15 protein-coding genes and 2 tRNA genes are annotated in these 15,547 nt (G+C 61.1%); all 17 read right to left on the bottom strand.

All coding sequences use genetic code 11. The annotated features are described in order from the left end of the window. Positions 1 to 4 precede the first annotated feature (4 nt). The 17 genes from PH551_RS10145 to PH551_RS10065 all read right to left on the bottom strand — a co-directional run bounded on the left by PH551_RS10145 (position 5) and on the right by PH551_RS10065 (position 15,226). The gene (locus tag PH551_RS10145) at positions 5 to 1,516 is read right to left on the bottom strand and encodes an NADH-quinone oxidoreductase subunit M (protein WP_285192882.1); all 1,512 of its coding nucleotides are present in this window, start codon (positions 1,514 to 1,516) and stop codon (positions 5 to 7) included. Then, a complete protein-coding gene (gene nuoL, locus PH551_RS10140) occupies positions 1,516 to 3,516 on the bottom strand; it encodes an NADH-quinone oxidoreductase subunit L (protein ID WP_183699442.1) in 2,001 nt (666 codons plus the stop codon). Before nuoL ends, PH551_RS10145 begins: the two co-directional genes overlap by 1 nt. Positions 3,517 to 3,523: 7 nt before the next feature. Beyond that, positions 3,524 to 3,832 (bottom strand): NADH-quinone oxidoreductase subunit NuoK, encoded by a 309-nt coding sequence (gene nuoK, locus PH551_RS10135; protein WP_010066755.1) that lies wholly within the window; start codon positions 3,830 to 3,832, stop codon positions 3,524 to 3,526. 23 nt (positions 3,833 to 3,855) lie between these two features. Continuing rightward, complete coding sequence (locus PH551_RS10130) at positions 3,856 to 4,470, bottom strand: NADH-quinone oxidoreductase subunit J (protein ID WP_183699702.1); 615 nt, start codon at positions 4,468 to 4,470, stop codon at positions 3,856 to 3,858. A 140-nt stretch (positions 4,471 to 4,610) separates the two neighbouring features. Continuing rightward, positions 4,611 to 5,102: an NADH-quinone oxidoreductase subunit NuoI gene (gene nuoI, locus PH551_RS10125; protein WP_004680064.1), complete on the bottom strand. Its 492-nt coding sequence runs from the start codon at positions 5,100 to 5,102 to the stop codon at positions 4,611 to 4,613. A gap of 40 nt (positions 5,103 to 5,142) precedes the next feature. Beyond that, a complete protein-coding gene (gene nuoH, locus PH551_RS10120) occupies positions 5,143 to 6,186 on the bottom strand; it encodes an NADH-quinone oxidoreductase subunit NuoH (protein ID WP_064801830.1) in 1,044 nt (347 codons plus the stop codon). 12 nt (positions 6,187 to 6,198) lie between these two features. Further along, entirely contained in the window at positions 6,199 to 8,280 is a 2,082-nt protein-coding gene (nuoG, locus tag PH551_RS10115) for an NADH-quinone oxidoreductase subunit NuoG (RefSeq protein WP_085777780.1), read from the bottom strand. 222 nt (positions 8,281 to 8,502) lie between these two features. Next, positions 8,503 to 9,186 carry a 5' DNA nuclease gene (locus PH551_RS10110; protein WP_285192880.1) on the bottom strand — a complete coding sequence of 228 codons (684 nt, stop codon included), beginning with the start codon at positions 9,184 to 9,186 and terminating at the stop codon, positions 8,503 to 8,505. A 2-nt stretch (positions 9,187 to 9,188) separates the two neighbouring features. Next, the gene (nuoF, locus tag PH551_RS10105; protein WP_064801825.1) at positions 9,189 to 10,493 is read right to left on the bottom strand and encodes an NADH-quinone oxidoreductase subunit NuoF; all 1,305 of its coding nucleotides are present in this window, start codon (positions 10,491 to 10,493) and stop codon (positions 9,189 to 9,191) included. Between the two features lie 10 nt (positions 10,494 to 10,503). Then, positions 10,504 to 11,667 carry an NADH-quinone oxidoreductase subunit E gene (locus PH551_RS10100; RefSeq protein ID WP_285192879.1) on the bottom strand — a complete coding sequence of 388 codons (1,164 nt, stop codon included), beginning with the start codon at positions 11,665 to 11,667 and terminating at the stop codon, positions 10,504 to 10,506. A gap of 16 nt (positions 11,668 to 11,683) precedes the next feature. Beyond that, a complete protein-coding gene (locus tag PH551_RS10095) occupies positions 11,684 to 11,956 on the bottom strand; it encodes a hypothetical protein (RefSeq protein WP_085777776.1) in 273 nt (90 codons plus the stop codon). Next, positions 11,956 to 13,146 carry an NADH-quinone oxidoreductase subunit D gene (locus PH551_RS10090; protein ID WP_097598371.1) on the bottom strand — a complete coding sequence of 397 codons (1,191 nt, stop codon included), beginning with the start codon at positions 13,144 to 13,146 and terminating at the stop codon, positions 11,956 to 11,958. The genes PH551_RS10095 and PH551_RS10090 overlap by 1 nt, the downstream gene beginning before the upstream one ends. A 66-nt stretch (positions 13,147 to 13,212) precedes the next feature. After that, the gene (locus PH551_RS10085; RefSeq protein WP_285192878.1) at positions 13,213 to 13,815 is read right to left on the bottom strand and encodes an NADH-quinone oxidoreductase subunit C; all 603 of its coding nucleotides are present in this window, start codon (positions 13,813 to 13,815) and stop codon (positions 13,213 to 13,215) included. An 18-nt stretch (positions 13,816 to 13,833) separates the two neighbouring features. Beyond that, entirely contained in the window at positions 13,834 to 14,418 is a 585-nt protein-coding gene (locus PH551_RS10080; RefSeq protein ID WP_064801815.1) for a NuoB/complex I 20 kDa subunit family protein, read from the bottom strand. Further along, positions 14,409 to 14,774, bottom strand: a complete 366-nt coding sequence (locus PH551_RS10075) for an NADH-quinone oxidoreductase subunit A (protein WP_010055493.1) — start codon at positions 14,772 to 14,774, stop codon at positions 14,409 to 14,411. Before PH551_RS10075 ends, PH551_RS10080 begins: the two co-directional genes overlap by 10 nt. A gap of 247 nt (positions 14,775 to 15,021) precedes the next feature. Further along, positions 15,022 to 15,098 (bottom strand) — tRNA-Asp (locus tag PH551_RS10070). A gap of 51 nt (positions 15,099 to 15,149) precedes the next feature. Continuing rightward, positions 15,150 to 15,226 (bottom strand) — tRNA-Asp (locus PH551_RS10065). Positions 15,227 to 15,547: the final 321 nt, after the last annotated feature.

Raw genomic sequence — 15,547 nt, 5'->3', positions numbered from 1 at the left:
GTAATCATTTCATAGACAGCGCAACATTCTGCGCTGCGTGCACGGCGGCCGTGTAGTTGTTGACCAGCAGATCCACCGAGGCGGCCGTCGCATCGAAGACCGGAGCCGGATAAACGCCGAAGAAAATGGTCAGCGCGAGCAGCGGATAGAGAATAAGCTGTTCGCGTCTCGAAAGATCGAGCAGCGCCTTCAGCTTTTCCTTCTCCAGGGCGCCGAAGATCACCCGGCGATAGAGCCAGAGCGCATAAGCGGCCGAGAGAATGACGCCAGTGGCGGCAAAGAGCGCGACCCAGGTGTTGACCCGGAAGACGCCGATCAGCGTCAGGAATTCGCCGATGAAGCCAGACGTGCCGGGAAGCCCGACATTAGCCATGGTGAAGACCATCATCGCCACGGCATATTTCGGCATGTTGTTGACGAGGCCGCCATAGGCGTTGATCTCGCGGGTGTGGGTACGGTCGTAGACGACGCCGACGCAGAGGAAGAGCGCGCCGGAGACGATGCCGTGCGAGAGCATCTGGAAGATCGACCCCTGAACACCCTGCATGTTGGCGGCGAAGATGCCCATGGTCACGTAGCCCATATGCGCCACCGAGGAATAGGCGATCAGCTTCTTGATATCATCCTGCATCATTGCCACCAGCGAGGTGTAGATGATGGCGATGACCGACATGGCGAAGACGAGCGGCGCGAAATAGTCGGAGGCGACCGGGAACATGCCGAGCGAGAAGCGGATGAGACCGTAGCCGCCGAGCTTCAAGAGCACACCGGCCAGGATCACCGAACCTGCCGTCGGCGCCTGAACGTGGGCGTCCGGAAGCCACGTATGGACCGGCCACATCGGCATCTTCACCGCGAACGAGGCGAAGAAGGCAAGCCAGAGCCATGTCTGCAGCGCCGGCGGGAACTTGTAGGCGAGCAGCGCGGTGATGTCGGTCGTGCCGGCCTGCCAGTACATCGCCATGATGGCGAGCAGCATCAGCACCGAGCCGAGCAGCGTATAGAGGAAGAACTTGTAGCTCGCATAGACACGGTCCTTGCCGCCCCAGACGCCGATGATCAGGAACATCGGGATGAGGCCCGCCTCGAAGAAGACGTAGAAGAGCACGATATCGAGCGAGACGAAGACGCCGACCATCATCGTTTCGAGGATGAGGAAGGCGATCATGTATTCCTTCAGGCGCTTCTCGATCGAGAGCCAGCTCGCGAGCACGCAGAAGGGCATGAGGAAGGTCGACAGAATGACGAACAGCATGGAAATGCCGTCGACGCCGACGTGGTAGCCGATGCCGGTGCCGAGCCAATCATGCTTTTCGAGCATCTGGAAGCCGGGATTGGCATTGTCGAAGCCGATCCAGATGAAGAGCGAGACGACGAAAGTGAAGACGGTGGTGATCAGCGAGATCCACAGCACGTTCTTCCGGCCGCTTTCGCTGTCGCCATTCATCAAGAGCAGGAGCACCACACCGACGAGCGGCAGGAAGGTGACCGTTGAAAGAATAGGCCAATCGGTCATCAGAAGGAACTCCCGAGCATCATCCAGGTAACGAGCGCCGCAATGCCGAGCAGCATGGCGAATGCATAGTGATAGAGGTAACCGGTCTGCAGGCGGACGACGCGGTCGGTGACGGCGACAACGCGGGCTGCCACGCCGTTCGGGCCATAGGTATCGATGACGCCGACGTCACCCTTTTTCCACAGGAAGCGGCCAAGCGCCCTTGCCGTGCGGACGAAGAGGAAGTCGTAGAGTTCGTCGAAGTACCACTTGTTGAGCAGGAAGTGGTAGAGCACCCGGTGCTGCTTGGCGAGGACGCGCGGCGTCTGCGGCGAGCGGATATACATGTACCAGGCTATGACGAAGCCGATCAGCATGGCGATGAACGGGCTCAGGCCCACGAGCGCCGGCACATGGTGGAACTCCTCGACCAGTTCGTTCTCGGCGCCGGTAAACAGCGCGCCCTTCCAGAACTCGGCATATTCCTCGCCGTAGAACCGGCCTTCGAAGATCACGCCCGCCAGCACCGCGCCGATCGCCAGGAGATAAAGCGGCACCAGCATGACCTGCGGCGATTCGTGGACGTGGTGCATGACCTCGTGCGAAGCGCGCGGCTTGCCGAAGAAGGTCATGAAGATCAGACGCCAGGAGTAGAAGCTGGTGAAGAGAGCCGCAATGACGAGCAACGAGAAGGCAAAGCCCGCGACCGGCGAATGCGAGGCATAGGTCGCCTCGATGATCACGTCCTTGGAGAAGAAGCCGGCAAAGCCGATCGGCGTGAAGGGAATGCCGACGCCGGTGATCGCCAGCGTGCCGATGATCATCATCCAGAACGTTACCTTAATGTGTGGCCGCAGGCCACCCATGTAGCGCATGTCCTGCTCGCCATCGACGGCGTGGATGACCGAGCCGGCGCAGAGGAAGAGCAGCGCCTTGAAGAAGGCGTGGGTGAAGAGATGGAAGATCGCCGCGCCATAGGCCCCTACCCCGAGCGCCACGAACATGTAGCCGAGCTGCGAGCAGGTGGAATAGGCGATGACGCGCTTGATGTCGTTCTGGACCAAGCCGACAGTTGCCGCGAAGAAGGCGGTGATCGCGCCGATGACGGTAACGACGGTCAGTGCGTCGGGCGACAATTCGAAGAGCGGCGACATGCGGGCGACGAGGAAGACGCCGGCGGTGACCATGGTGGCGGCATGGATGAGGGCCGAGACCGGGGTTGGGCCTTCCATCGCGTCCGGCAGCCAGGTGTGCAGCAGGAACTGCGCCGACTTGCCCATCGCGCCCATGAATAGCAGCAGGCAGATGCCGGTCAGCGCATGCGCCTTGTCGAGCTGCATGCCGAAAAGGTTGAGGATCACTTCGCTCGCCTCGCCGCCGCCTTCATGCGGGGCGAAATTCGATGCATTAGCGAAGATCGTATCGAGGTTGATCGAGCCGAACAGCACGAAGACGCCGGCAATGCCGAGCACGAAACCGAAGTCGCCGACGCGGTTGACGATGAAAGCCTTCATCGCCGCGGCCGTCGCCGAAGGCTTCTTGAACCAGAAGCCGATCAGTAGATAGGAGGCGAGACCGACGCCTTCCCAGCCGAAGAACATCTGGGCAAGATTGTCGGCTGTCACCAGCATCAGCATGGCGAAGGTGAAGAGCGACAGATAGGCAAAGAAGCGCGGGCGATGCGGATCGGTATGCATGTAGCCGATCGAATAGATATGCACCAGCGTCGAGACCGTGTTGACCACGATCAGCATGACGGAGGTGAGCGTATCCACGCGCAGCGACCAGGAGACGTCGATGCCGCCGGACTGGATCCAGCGCAGCACCTCGACCTTGATCGGCCCGCCTTCAAGATGGCCCATGCCGACGTTAAAGAAGACGATCCAGGACAGGATGCCGGCAATGATCATCAGGCCGCTGGTGACATATTCCGAAGCCTTGGCGCCGATGGCGCGGCCGAAAAGGCCGGCGACGATGGCGCCGATCAAGGGAAGAAAGACAATAGCCTTATAGAGGAACATGAGCCACTCAGCCCTTCATCATATTGACGTCTTCGACCGCGATCGAGCCGCGGTTGCGGTAGAAGACAACGAGAATTGCAAGACCGATCGCCGCTTCGGCAGCCGCGACCGTCAGAATGAACAGCGCGAAGACCTGACCGACAATGTCGTTCAGGAAGTGAGAGAAGGCGACCATGTTGATGTTGACAGCAAGCAGGATCAGTTCGACCGACATAAGGATGACGATGACGTTCTTCCGGTTGAGGAAGATGCCGAAGACGCCGAGCGTGAAGAGGATGGCGCTGACCGTCAGGTAATGGGAAAGTCCGATGACCATGTTCTTTGTTCCTTGACCTGCCTTTAGGCGCCCTGCCCGGGCTTGACCGACACCACCTCGACGGCGGTGGCGGGCGTGCGGGCAACCTGCCTTGAGATATTCTGCCGCTTGATGTTGGTGCGATGCCTCAGCGTCAGCACGATCGCGCCGATCATGGCGACCAGCAGCACCAGGCCGGCAATCTGGAAGAAATAGACGTAGTTGGTGTAAAGCACGTCGCCGAGAGCGGCCGTATTCGTACGCTCGCTGAGCGCCGGGATCGGCATGGCGACTGACTTGGCGATATCAGGCGAGATGACGCTGCCGCCGATCACGACGATCAACTCGGCCGCCAGGATGATCCCGATCAACCCGCCGATCGGCGCATATTCGAGCACGCCTGCCCTCAATTCGGTGAAGTCAATGTCGAGCATCATCACCACAAAGAGGAAGAGGACGGCGACGGCGCCGACATAAACGACGAGCAGGATCATCGCCAGGAACTCGGCGCCGAGCAGCAGGAACAGGCCGGCCGCGTTGAAGAACACCAGGATCAGGAACAGAACCGAGTGAACCGGGTTCTTCGCCCAGATGACCATGAACGCCGACGCCACAGCGACAAAGGCGAAAAGATAGAAAAATAGAGCCTGCAGACCCATGTTGGTGCCTTTTTCATCTTCCCCCGGGCAGCCGGGAGTTTCCCTGCCCGATGAAGCTTCGCGGCACTCGCCGGCAAAGCTCCTGTACATATTGACCGCGACAGGAGCGAGCGGCTCCATCACAGCATTTCAGATATCAATCAGCGATACGGCGAGTCGATCGCGATGTTGCGGGCGATTTCACGCTCCCACCGGTCTCCGTTATCGAGAAGGCGCGCCTTGTCGAAATAGAGCTCTTCGCGGGTTTCCGTCGCAAATTCGAAATTCGGACCTTCGACGATCGCATCGACCGGGCAGGCTTCCTGGCAGAAGCCGCAATAGATGCACTTCACCATGTCGATGTCATAGCGCACCGTGCGGCGTGTGCCGTCGTTGCGGCGCGGACCGGCCTCGATGGTGATGGCCTGGGCAGGACAGATCGCCTCGCAGAGCTTGCAGGCGATGCAGCGTTCCTCGCCGTTCGGATAACGGCGCAGCGCGTGCTCGCCGCGGAATCGCGGGGAGACCGGGCCCTTTTCGAAGGGGTAATTGATCGTCGCCTTCTGGCGGAAGAAATAGCGCATCGACAGAAAGAACGCGCCGAAGAATTCCTTGAGGAACAGCGAGTTGATGGAGCTGGACAAGCTTGCCATCTTCAACCTCCAATTTTGCCGGAAACGAGAGCAGGCATCATTACGCCCATCCCATCAGTTTCAGCACGAATGCAACGATAATCACCATAGCGAGCGACAGCGGCAGGAAGACTTTCCAGCCGAGACGCATGAGCTGGTCGTAGCGGTAGCGCGGGACGAAGGCTTTGACCATCGCGAACATGAAGAACACGAAGCATGCCTTCAGCATGAACCAGATGATGCCAGGGACCCAGTTGAGGATCCAGATATCGACCGGAGGCAGCCAGCCGCCGAGGAAGAGGATCGTCGTGAGCGAGCACATCAGGCAGACGGCGGCATATTCGCCTAGCATGAACATCATGTATGGGGAGGAGCCGTATTCGACCATGAAGCCGGCGACAAGTTCCGACTCCGCTTCCGGAAGGTCGAAAGGCGGGCGGTTCGTCTCGGCGAGCGCCGAGATAAAGAAGACGATGAACATCGGGAACAGCGACAGCCAGTGCCAGTCGAGGAACGAGGCCGGCAGGCCGAGCATGGTGCCGAGGCCATTGTGCTGCGCATTGACGATGTCGGTCAGGTTGAGCGAGCCGACGCAGAGCAGAACGGTGACGATGACGAAGCCGATCGAGACTTCATAGGACACCATCTGTGCGGCCGAGCGCAGCGCGCCGAGGAACGGGTATTTCGAATTCGAAGCCCAGCCGCCCATGATGATGCCGTAGACTTCGAGAGAGGAGATCGCGAAAATATAGAGGATGCCGACATTGATGTTGGCGATCACCCAGCCGTCGGCGAGCGGCACCACCGCCCAGGTCGACAGCGCCAGAAGCACCGTAACCAGCGGGGCCAGCAGGAACACCGCCTTGTTGGCGCCGGCCGGAATAATCGGCTCCTTGAAGACGAACTTCAGAAGGTCGGCGAAGGACTGGAACAGGCCGAAGGGACCGACGACGTTCGGACCGCGGCGCAGCTGCACCGCCGCCCAGATCTTGCGGTCGGCAAGCAGCACGTAAGCGATGAAGACGAGCAGGCAGACGAGAAGCAGCAGCGACTGACCGATCATGATGATCCCCGGCCAGACATAGGTTGAGAAGAAAGAATCCATGAGTTCCTGCCCTTACTCTGCCGCGACTTTGAAGTTGTTGCGGGCCAATGCCGAGCACTCGGCCATGACAGCCGAGGCGCGCGCTATCGGGTTCGTCAAATAGAAGTCTTTGACCGGCGACGCAAACCCTGACTTGTTCATCTTGCCGGCTTTTTTCGCGACTGCGGCAATTTGGGCGCTATCGGTTTCGGCGATCTCGTCGATGGCGGCGAAATGCGGGAAAGCGGCATAGAGCCGGCCGCGCAGCTCGCTCAGCGAATCGAAGGGAAGCTTCTTGCCGAGCACGTCCGACAGAGCGCGAATGATCGCCCAGTCCTCGCGGGCATCACCCGGCGCAAAGCCTGCGCGGTTGCCCATCTGGACACGGCCTTCGGTATTGACCCAGGTGCCGGACTTTTCGGTATAGGCTGCGGCCGGCAGGATGACGTCGGCATGGTGGGCGCCGTTATCGCCGTGCGAGCCGATATAGACGGTGAGCTTGGCCTTCTTGGCGGTGAAGTCGAGTTCGTCGGCGCCAAGCAGGAAGAGCACGTCCATTGCCGTCAGCATCTCGGCGGCGCTGACGCCCTTGGCACCGGGTACGAAGCCGAGGTCGAGGCCGCCGACGCGCGAAGCGGCAGTGTGGAGGACGGCAAAGCCGTTCCAGCCGTCGACGACCGCACCGACCGAACCGGCAAGCTTGGCGGCACTTGCGAGTACGCCGGCGCCATCGCTGCGCGACAGCGCGCCCTGGCCGATGATGATCATCGGCTTGGCGGCGTTCTTCAGGACGTCCGCGAAGGCATGACCGCCGTCGACCAGATCCTTCAGTGTGTCAGGTCCGCCGCCGAGATAGTCATAGCTGTAACGCAGTTCACTGGGCTCGCCGATCACGCCGATCGGGAACTTGCCGCGGCGCCAGCGCTTGCGGATGCGGGCATTGAGGATAGCCGCCTCGAAGCGCGGATTGGCGCCGATGATCAGCAGCGCGTCGGCCTGGTCGATACCAGCAATCGTCGGGTTGAAAAGGTAGCTGGCGCGGCCGAGCGACGGATCGAGTGCCGTCCCATCCTGGCGACAGTCGAGATTGGCCGATCCCAGCGACTTCACCAGTTCGGAGAGCGCATACATTTCTTCGACGGAAGCGAGGTCGCCCGCGATCGCACCAATCTTGTCACCCGAGGTGGCGCTGACAGCAGCCTTGATGGCGCCGAAGGCTTCGGCCCAGCTCGCCGGCTGCAGGCGGCCGTCGCGGCGGACGTAAGGCCGGTCGAGGCGCTGCGTCTTCAAACCGTCCCAGATGAAGCGGCTCTTGTCGGAAATCCACTCTTCGTTGATCGCCTCGTTGACACGCGGCAGGATGCGCATCACTTCACGGCCACGGGTGTCGACGCGGATCGCCGAACCGACGGCATCCATGACGTCGATCGACTCGGTCTTGTTCAATTCCCAGGGGCGCGCGGTGAAAGCAAAGGGCTTGGAGGTGAGCGCGCCGACCGGGCAGAGGTCGACGACGTTGCCCTGCAGTTCGGAGGTCATCGCCTGTTCGAGATAAGTAGTGATCTCGGCATCCTCGCCGCGGCCGATCAGGCCGAGCTCAGAAATGCCGGCAACCTCAGTGGTGAAGCGGACACAGCGCGTGCAATGGATGCAGCGGTTCATCACCGTCTTGACGAGCGGGCCGATATACTTGTCCTCGACGGCGCGCTTGTCTTCCTGGTAGCGGGAGGTGTCGATGCCGAAGGCCATCGCCTGATCCTGCAGGTCGCATTCGCCGCCCTGGTCGCAGATCGGGCAATCGAGCGGATGGTTGATCAGCAGGAATTCCATCACGCCTTCGCGGGCCTTCTTGACCATCGGCGTGTTGGTGAAGACCTCCGGCAATTCGCCATTCGGGCCGCCGCGGATGTCGCGCACGCTCATGGCGCAGGAAGCCTGCGGCTTCGGCGGGCCGCCCTTCACCTCGACAAGGCACATGCGGCAGTTGCCGGCAACCGACAGGCGTTCGTGGAAGCAGAAGCGCGGAACTTCGGCGCCGGCATCCTCACACGCCTGCAATAGCGTGAAATGATCCGGAACTTCGATCTCGTTGCCGTCAATCTTCAGTTTTGCCATCGTCGCTCAGTCCTGTTTCCCGTTTGCCTGAAGGCGGCAAACAAACCTGTTTTGCAACATTCTCTTTGCCGAGCCGGATCTTTCGTCCTGCCGGCAGCCGATGTCGCCCAAATTGTCTGTCGCGCGTTCCAGACGCGGAACCCGCACCGGCATCTGCAGCGTGAGGCCCCCACCCCTTCGCCGATCCGCCCTATTTCCGGCCGGTTTGCACGGCCGGACAGTTCATTTCCTTCTGCGGCCCCGCCCGGCCAGAACCTTCGCCTGCCCAATCCAGTCATCACGCGCGATGCGGCCGCTAAGGCCGAGCTCGGCGTCGAGCCGGGCGATATCCTCGTCGGTCCAGGCGGCAATATCGGCGAAGCCGCGAATGCCTTTGGTGTTCAGCACCTGCTCCAGCTTCGGGCCGATGCCGGCGATCAGCTTGAGATCGTCGGCCTTTGCAGTCCGCTGAGCGGCTTTTGCTTTCACAGCCGGCTTTGGCCGGCTCGCCGGAACCGGTTCGGCAGCCGGCTTGACGACTGTCAGCCTCGGCCCAGCCTTCCGCTCGACCGCAGGATTGTCGGCCGCGGGCTTGCGGAAAGCCTTGGCGGCCGGGCGGATATTTTCCGGTCGGATATCGACCGCGGGCGCCGGTTCGTCGGGCGGCGTGTCATCGAGGGCTGCGGCGAGTTTGCCCGTCGTTTCCAGAGCGCCCTGAAAGGCTCCGAAAAAGGCGCTCGCCATCTGCGTCGAGAGGCCGAAACCGATTGCCGTTGCGGCGGCAAAGGCTGCGGCAGGGTGCGCCATCAGCGGATGCACAGGCATTGCCTGCGCGTTTTCCAGCATCTCGGCGGCAAGACGGCCGAAGCCGGCCGCGAAATCGGCGGTCTCTTCCTTCTTCCCACTCTTGGATGCCTTGTCCGTCATGATTATTCAGCCGCCTCCAAAACCGCCCCGTGGTCGAGCGCACTTGCCGTATACTGGTCGATGCGCTTTTCGATCTCAGGGCGGAAGTTACGGATCAGACCCTGCACCGGCCATGCGGCGGCGTCGCCGAGCGCACAGATGGTGTGGCCTTCGATTTGCTTCGTCACCTGGAACAGCATGTCGATTTCGCGCTTCTGGGCATTGCCCTTGGCCATGCGCTCCATCACGCGCCACATCCAGCCAGTGCCTTCGCGGCAGGGCGTGCACTGGCCACAGCTCTCATGCTTGAAGAACGCGGAGATGCGGGCGATCGCCTTGATGACGTCGGTGGACTTGTCCATGACGATCGCGGCGGCCGTGCCGAAGGAGGAGCCGACACCGCGCAGGCCGTCGAAATCCATCGGGCAATCGATGATGTCCTTGGCCGGAACGATCGGGCAGGATGCGCCGCCCGGAATGACGGCGAGCAGGTTGTCCCAGCCGCCGCGGATGCCGCCCGCGTGGCGGTCGACCAGTTCGCGGAATGTGATGCCCATTTCCTCTTCGACGGTGCACGGCTTGTTGACGTGGCCGGAGAGCATGAACAGCTTGGTGCCGACATTGTTCGGACGGCCGATAGAAGAGAACCAGCCGGCGCCGCGGCGCAGGATCGTCGGCGCGACAGCGATCGATTCGACGTTGTTGACGGTCGTCGGGCAGCCGTAGAGACCCATATTGGCGGGGAACGGCGGCTTGAGCCGCGGCTGGCCCTTCTTGCCCTCGAGGCTCTCGAGCAGCGCGGTTTCCTCACCGCAGATATAGGCGCCGGCGCCGTGATGGACAAAGATGTCCATGTCCCAGCCGAGCTTGTTGTTCTTGCCGAGCAGGCCGTAATCATAACATTCGTCGATTGCAGCCTGCAGCGCTTCACGCTCGCGGATATATTCGCCGCGCACATAGATATAGGCGGTATTGGCGCCCATGGCGAAGCTCGCGACGACGCAGCCTTCGATCAGCGTGTGCGGATCGTGGCGCATGATGTCGCGGTCCTTGCAAGTGCCGGGCTCCGATTCGTCGGCATTGACGACCAGGTAATGCGGGCGGCCGTCGCTTTCCTTCGGCATGAAGGACCATTTGAGACCCGTGGGGAAGCCGGCGCCGCCGCGGCCGCGAAGGCCAGAGGCTTTCATCTCGTTGATGATCCAATCGCGGCCCTTTTCGAGGATCTGCTTGGTGCCATCCCAATGGCCGCGGCTCATCGCGCCCTTCAGGGACTTGTCCTTGAGGCCGTAGATGTTGGTAAAGATGCGGTCTTTATCTTGTAACATGCTTCACCTCTTACCGCGGCTTCTTGCCGAAGACCTTGATATATTCCGCTTCGCCGCCCTTGGCGAGCGCCTTGGCCTGCTTGACCCAGTCGTCACGCTCAATGCGGCCGCGGAAATTCAGGTAGCCATCGACCCATTCGCGCTCGGCCTTCTTCCAACCTGCGACCTGCGAGAAGGTGAAGATGCCGATTTCATTCAACGTCGCCTCGATCTTCGGACCGACGCCGGAGATCATCTTCAGGTCATCCGGTGCGGCGGGCTTTTCGATGCCGGCTGGACGGTTCTTGTCAGTCAGGCTGGGCTTGGCCGCCGGAGCGGTTTCGGCCTTGGCCGCAGCAAGCGCCGGCTCGGCAGGCGCCGTGCCGGAAACCGGCTGCTGCGCGGCTGCCTTGGCATTCTTCGCTGCTGCCTTCGGCGCCGTCGCCGGCGTCTTCAAGGCGGCATTGGTCTCGGCATCGGTGCTCTTCGGGCGGCCGGCCTCGGAGGGCGGGACCGGCGCGCCGTCGACCGGTGCCGACACGGTTTCGGTATCGGCCTTCTTGGCGCGTGTCCTCGCCTTCGGCTCTTCCGTCGTCAGCGAGGTCGGGCCGCCTTCAGGTGCTGAGAATATCCGGTCGATCTGGGTGCCCGGCTTGATGCTCGCGCCATTGCCGGCGGCAAAGGTGTCGATGATCTCTTCGAGGCGCTCCGGCGTCAGGTCTTCGTACGTGTCCTTGCCGATCATCACCATCGGGGCGTTGACGCAGGCGCCAAGACATTCGACCTCTTCCCAGGAGAGCGTGCCTTCGGCATTGCGCTCGAAGGGGTGCACGTGGATCTTGCTCTTGCAGACCGACATCAGCGCTTCCGAGCCGCGCAGCATGCAGGGCGTCGTGCCGCAGACCTGGACATGGGCGCGCGTGCCGACAGGATGCAGCTGGAACTGCGTATAGAAGGTCGCGACCTCGAGCACTCTGATATAGGCCATGTCGAGCATGTCGGCGATCTTTTCAATCGCCGCGCGCGTGACCCAGCCGTCCTGTTCCTGCGCCCGCATCAGCAGCGGAATGACCGCCGACTGCTGGCGGCCGGCGGGGTATTTCTGGATCGTCTTGTCCGCCCAGACCGCATTTTCATCGCTGAAGGCGAATGCGGCAGGCTGAAATTGATCTTCGGCTAATCGACGAACGGACATTCTTCCTCACGCCTTGTCAGTTTAGGGTTCCACACCGCGAAGCAGTCAAAGACTGCATTTCGCAGGCATAGGCCGACTGGTCTTTCTGCATAAATACGACGAATTTGCTGCCATTCGGAATGGCGGCCTTGATCTGATAGCCCTTGGACAAAAGCTCGCCCATGGACGATTGCTGCCCCGGCGGCGTCACTTCCTTATGACCCAGCGGCGTGCCGAGGGTGTCGGCCTCCTGGGCCGAAACCCCGGATGCCGCAAGAAGAATTGCGACGGCCAGCGGCAGAAGCTGCATCAGCGGTCCACCTCGCCGAAGACGATATCGAGCGAGCCAAGGACAGCAGCGACGTCGGCGAGCTGATGGCCGCGGCACATGAAGTCCATCGCCTGCAGATGGGCGTAACCCGGAGCGCGGATCTTGCAGCGATACGGCTTGTTCGAGCCGTCGGAGACGAGATAGACGCCGAACTCGCCCTTCGGCGCCTCGACGGCGGCATAAACCTCGCCGGCAGGCACGTGGTAGCCTTCGGTGTAGAGCTTGAAATGGTGGATCAGCGCTTCCATCGAGCGCTTCATCTCGCCACGCTTCGGCGGCACGACCTTGCCGTCGATCGACGAGAAAGGACCGGTCTTCGCATCCGAGAGCAGGCGATTGACGCACTGCTTCATGATGCGGACCGATTGGCGCATCTCGATCATGCGGATCAGGTAGCGGTCGTAATTGTCGCCGTTCTTGCCGATCGGGATGTCGAATTCAAGATCGGAATAACATTCGTAAGGCTGGGCGCGACGCAGGTCCCAGGCAGCGCCCGAACCGCGCACCATGACGCCGGAGAAGCCCCAGGCCCAGCAATCTTCCAGAGAGACGACGCCGATGTCGACGTTGCGCTGCTTGAAGATACGGTTGCCGGTCAAAAGGTCGTCGATGTCGTCGAGCGCCTTCAGGAACGGATCGCACCAGTCGCCGATGTCCTGCACGAGCTTTTCCGGCAGATCCTGGTGGACGCCGCCCGGACGGAAATACGCTGCATGCATGCGCGAGCCGCTGGCGCGTTCATAGAACACCATCAGCTTTTCACGCTCTTCGAAGCCCCAGAGCGGCGGTGTCAGCGCGCCGACGTCCATGGCCTGCGTCGTAACGTTCAAGAGATGTGAGAGGATGCGGCCAATTTCCGAGTAGAGAACGCGGATCAGCTGACCACGGATCGGGATCTGGATACCGAGCAGCTTTTCCACGGCCAGCGCATAGGCATGCTCCTGGTTCATCGGCGCGACATAGTCGAGGCGATCGAAATAGGGCACCGCCTGAAGATAGGTCTTGGTCTCGATCAGCTTCTCGGTGCCGCGATGAAGCAAGCCGATATGCGGATCGACCCGCTCCACAATTTCGCCGTCAAGCTCCAGGACAAGACGAAGAACGCCGTGCGCCGCCGGATGCTGCGGTCCGAAATTGATGTTGAAGTTACGGACGTTATGTTCTGTCATGGCGATGAGCTCGCGTTTTCAGATAACCAGTGAATGACGGGCGCAGAGCCCGCCAGCCGCCTTGAATTATTGTTTCGCTTTTTCGTCGCCAGGAAGCACATATTCCGTGCCCTCCCATGGCGACATGAAGTCGAAGTTGCGGAATTCCTGCTTGAGTTCCACCGGCTCGTAAACGACGCGCTTCGCCGCGTCGTCATAACGAACTTCGACGAAACCAGTGGTCGGGAAGTCCTTGCGCAAAGGATGACCTTCGAAACCATAGTCGGTCAGGATGCGGCGCAGGTCCGGATGGCCGGTGAAGAGCACACCGTACATGTCCCAAGTCTCACGCTCGAACCAGTCGGCGCCGGGATAGACGGGGCAAGCAGAGGGAACCGGCGTATCCTCGTCGGTCGCGACCTTGACGCGGATGCGCAGGTTCTTCTTCGGCGACAGCAGATGATAGACGACGTCGAAACGCAGTTCGCGCTGCGGCCAGTCGACGCCGCAAATGTCGATCAGGTTGACGAAACCGCACTTGGCGTCGTCACGCAGGAAGGTCAGGAGCGGGATCAGGTTTTCACCCGTCGCCGTCAGCGTCAGCTCGCCATACTTCATCTGCGAGGCGACGATCAGGTTGCCGCGCGCTCCGCCAAGATAGGAGGCAAGCTCAGTCAGGGCTTCACTCATATGCCTTGTCCTTAACCCTTAGCGTTCGATCGTGCCGGTGCGCCGGATCTTCTTCTGCAGCAGAAGCACGCCGTAAAGCAGTGCCTCCGCCGTGGGGGGACAGCCCGGCACGTAAATATCGATCGGCACGACACGGTCGCAGCCGCGAACAACCGAATAGGAATAGTGATAGTAGCCGCCGCCATTAGCACAGGAGCCCATCGAGATGACATAGCGCGGCTCAGGCATCTGGTCGTAAACCTTGCGCAGAGCCGGCGCCATCTTGTTAGTCAGCGTGCCGGCGACGATCATCACGTCGGACTGGCGCGGCGAAGCGCGCGGCGCAAAACCAAAGCGCTCGACGTCATAACGCGGCATGGAGAGCTGCATCATTTCGACAGCGCAACAGGCAAGACCAAAGGTCATCCACATCAGCGAGCCGGTTCGGGCCCAGTTGATCAACTCGTCCGTCGAGGTGACGAGGAAACCCTTGTCGGCGAGTTCGTTGTTGATCTCGCCGAAAAATGCGTCGTTGCTGCCGATCGGCTTGCCGGTCGACGGATCGATGATCCCCTTCGGCTGCGGCGCGACGAGCGGCTGATTGCTCACAGGGGTCACTCCCATTCCAGGGCTCCCTTCTTCCATTCATAGATAAAGCCGATGGTCAGCACGAGGAGGAAGACCATCATGGACCAGAAGCCGAACCAGCCGATGGCGCCGAAGGAAACGGCCCAGGGGAAGAGGAAGGCGACCTCGAGGTCGAAGATGATGAAGAGGATCGACACGAGATAGAAGCGGATGTCGAACTTCATGCGGGCGTCGTCGAAAGCGTTGAAACCGCATTCGTAAGCCGAGAGCTTTTCCGAATCGGGCGCTTTGAAAGCCACGGCGAACGGCGCAATGAGCAGCGCCAGGCCGATAACGAGCGCAATGGCGATGAAGATAGCGATCGGAATATAGGAACTGAGCAGTTCAGTCATCATGTTCATCCTTGCTTGCCGGAGGCGCCAGGCGGCGCATTTGGGCAATTGCCCGACAAGCGAACGTGCGTTGCAACAAGCCGTGGTTAGCGCAGCCGACGCCGCGGCGCAAGACTTTTACAGAGGCAATTCGACGCGTCGCGGGCGGACATTATCAAGCAGATGCAACGATGTCGCGACAAATCCGCAGAAGTCGATTCAAGCTGCATGCCTGACCCCTGGAAACTGCATGGCTTTCGGAAGAGAATGGCGCGAGTGACGGGGCTCGAACCCGCGACCTCCGGCGTGACAGGCCGGCACTCTAACCGACTGAGCTACACCCGCGCATGACGGACGGAAGAGCCGGACGGCGGCGATTGAACGCCTGCTTTGAAATGGCGCGAGTGACGGGGCTCGAACCCGCGACCTCCGGCGTGACAGGCCGGCACTCTAACCGACTGAGCTACACCCGCACTTCATTTCAAGCAATCCGGATGCCTTCGCACCCTCACCAAAACGGCTGGCCGTTTCGATGAGCGGCTAACTACGGGGTTCGCCTTTTAGTGTCAAGCAGGTTTGGAGACAAAACCATGACAGTCGTTGAATTGTTTCGGCAAAGCCGCTGCAGGAAGAACGGAAAGCCGGCAATTCCAACTTCCGCAGCCGTAGCGAGGCACGATCGGAGCCGACAGCGCAGGCAAAATGCATAAGCCCGCGGCTCCCCTCCCCTTTATCCACAGGCCGACCGAGCCCGTTCGGCAGCGCAGACGAGCAGACCACCGCCAAAAAAATCA

Origin of the sequence: Rhizobium atlanticum, from assembly GCF_030182485.1 — a bacterium.
GTDB lineage: Bacteria > Pseudomonadota > Alphaproteobacteria > Rhizobiales > Rhizobiaceae > Rhizobium.
The sequence above is the reverse complement of the archived record's forward strand: the minus strand, read 5'-3'. Positions and strand labels throughout refer to the sequence as shown.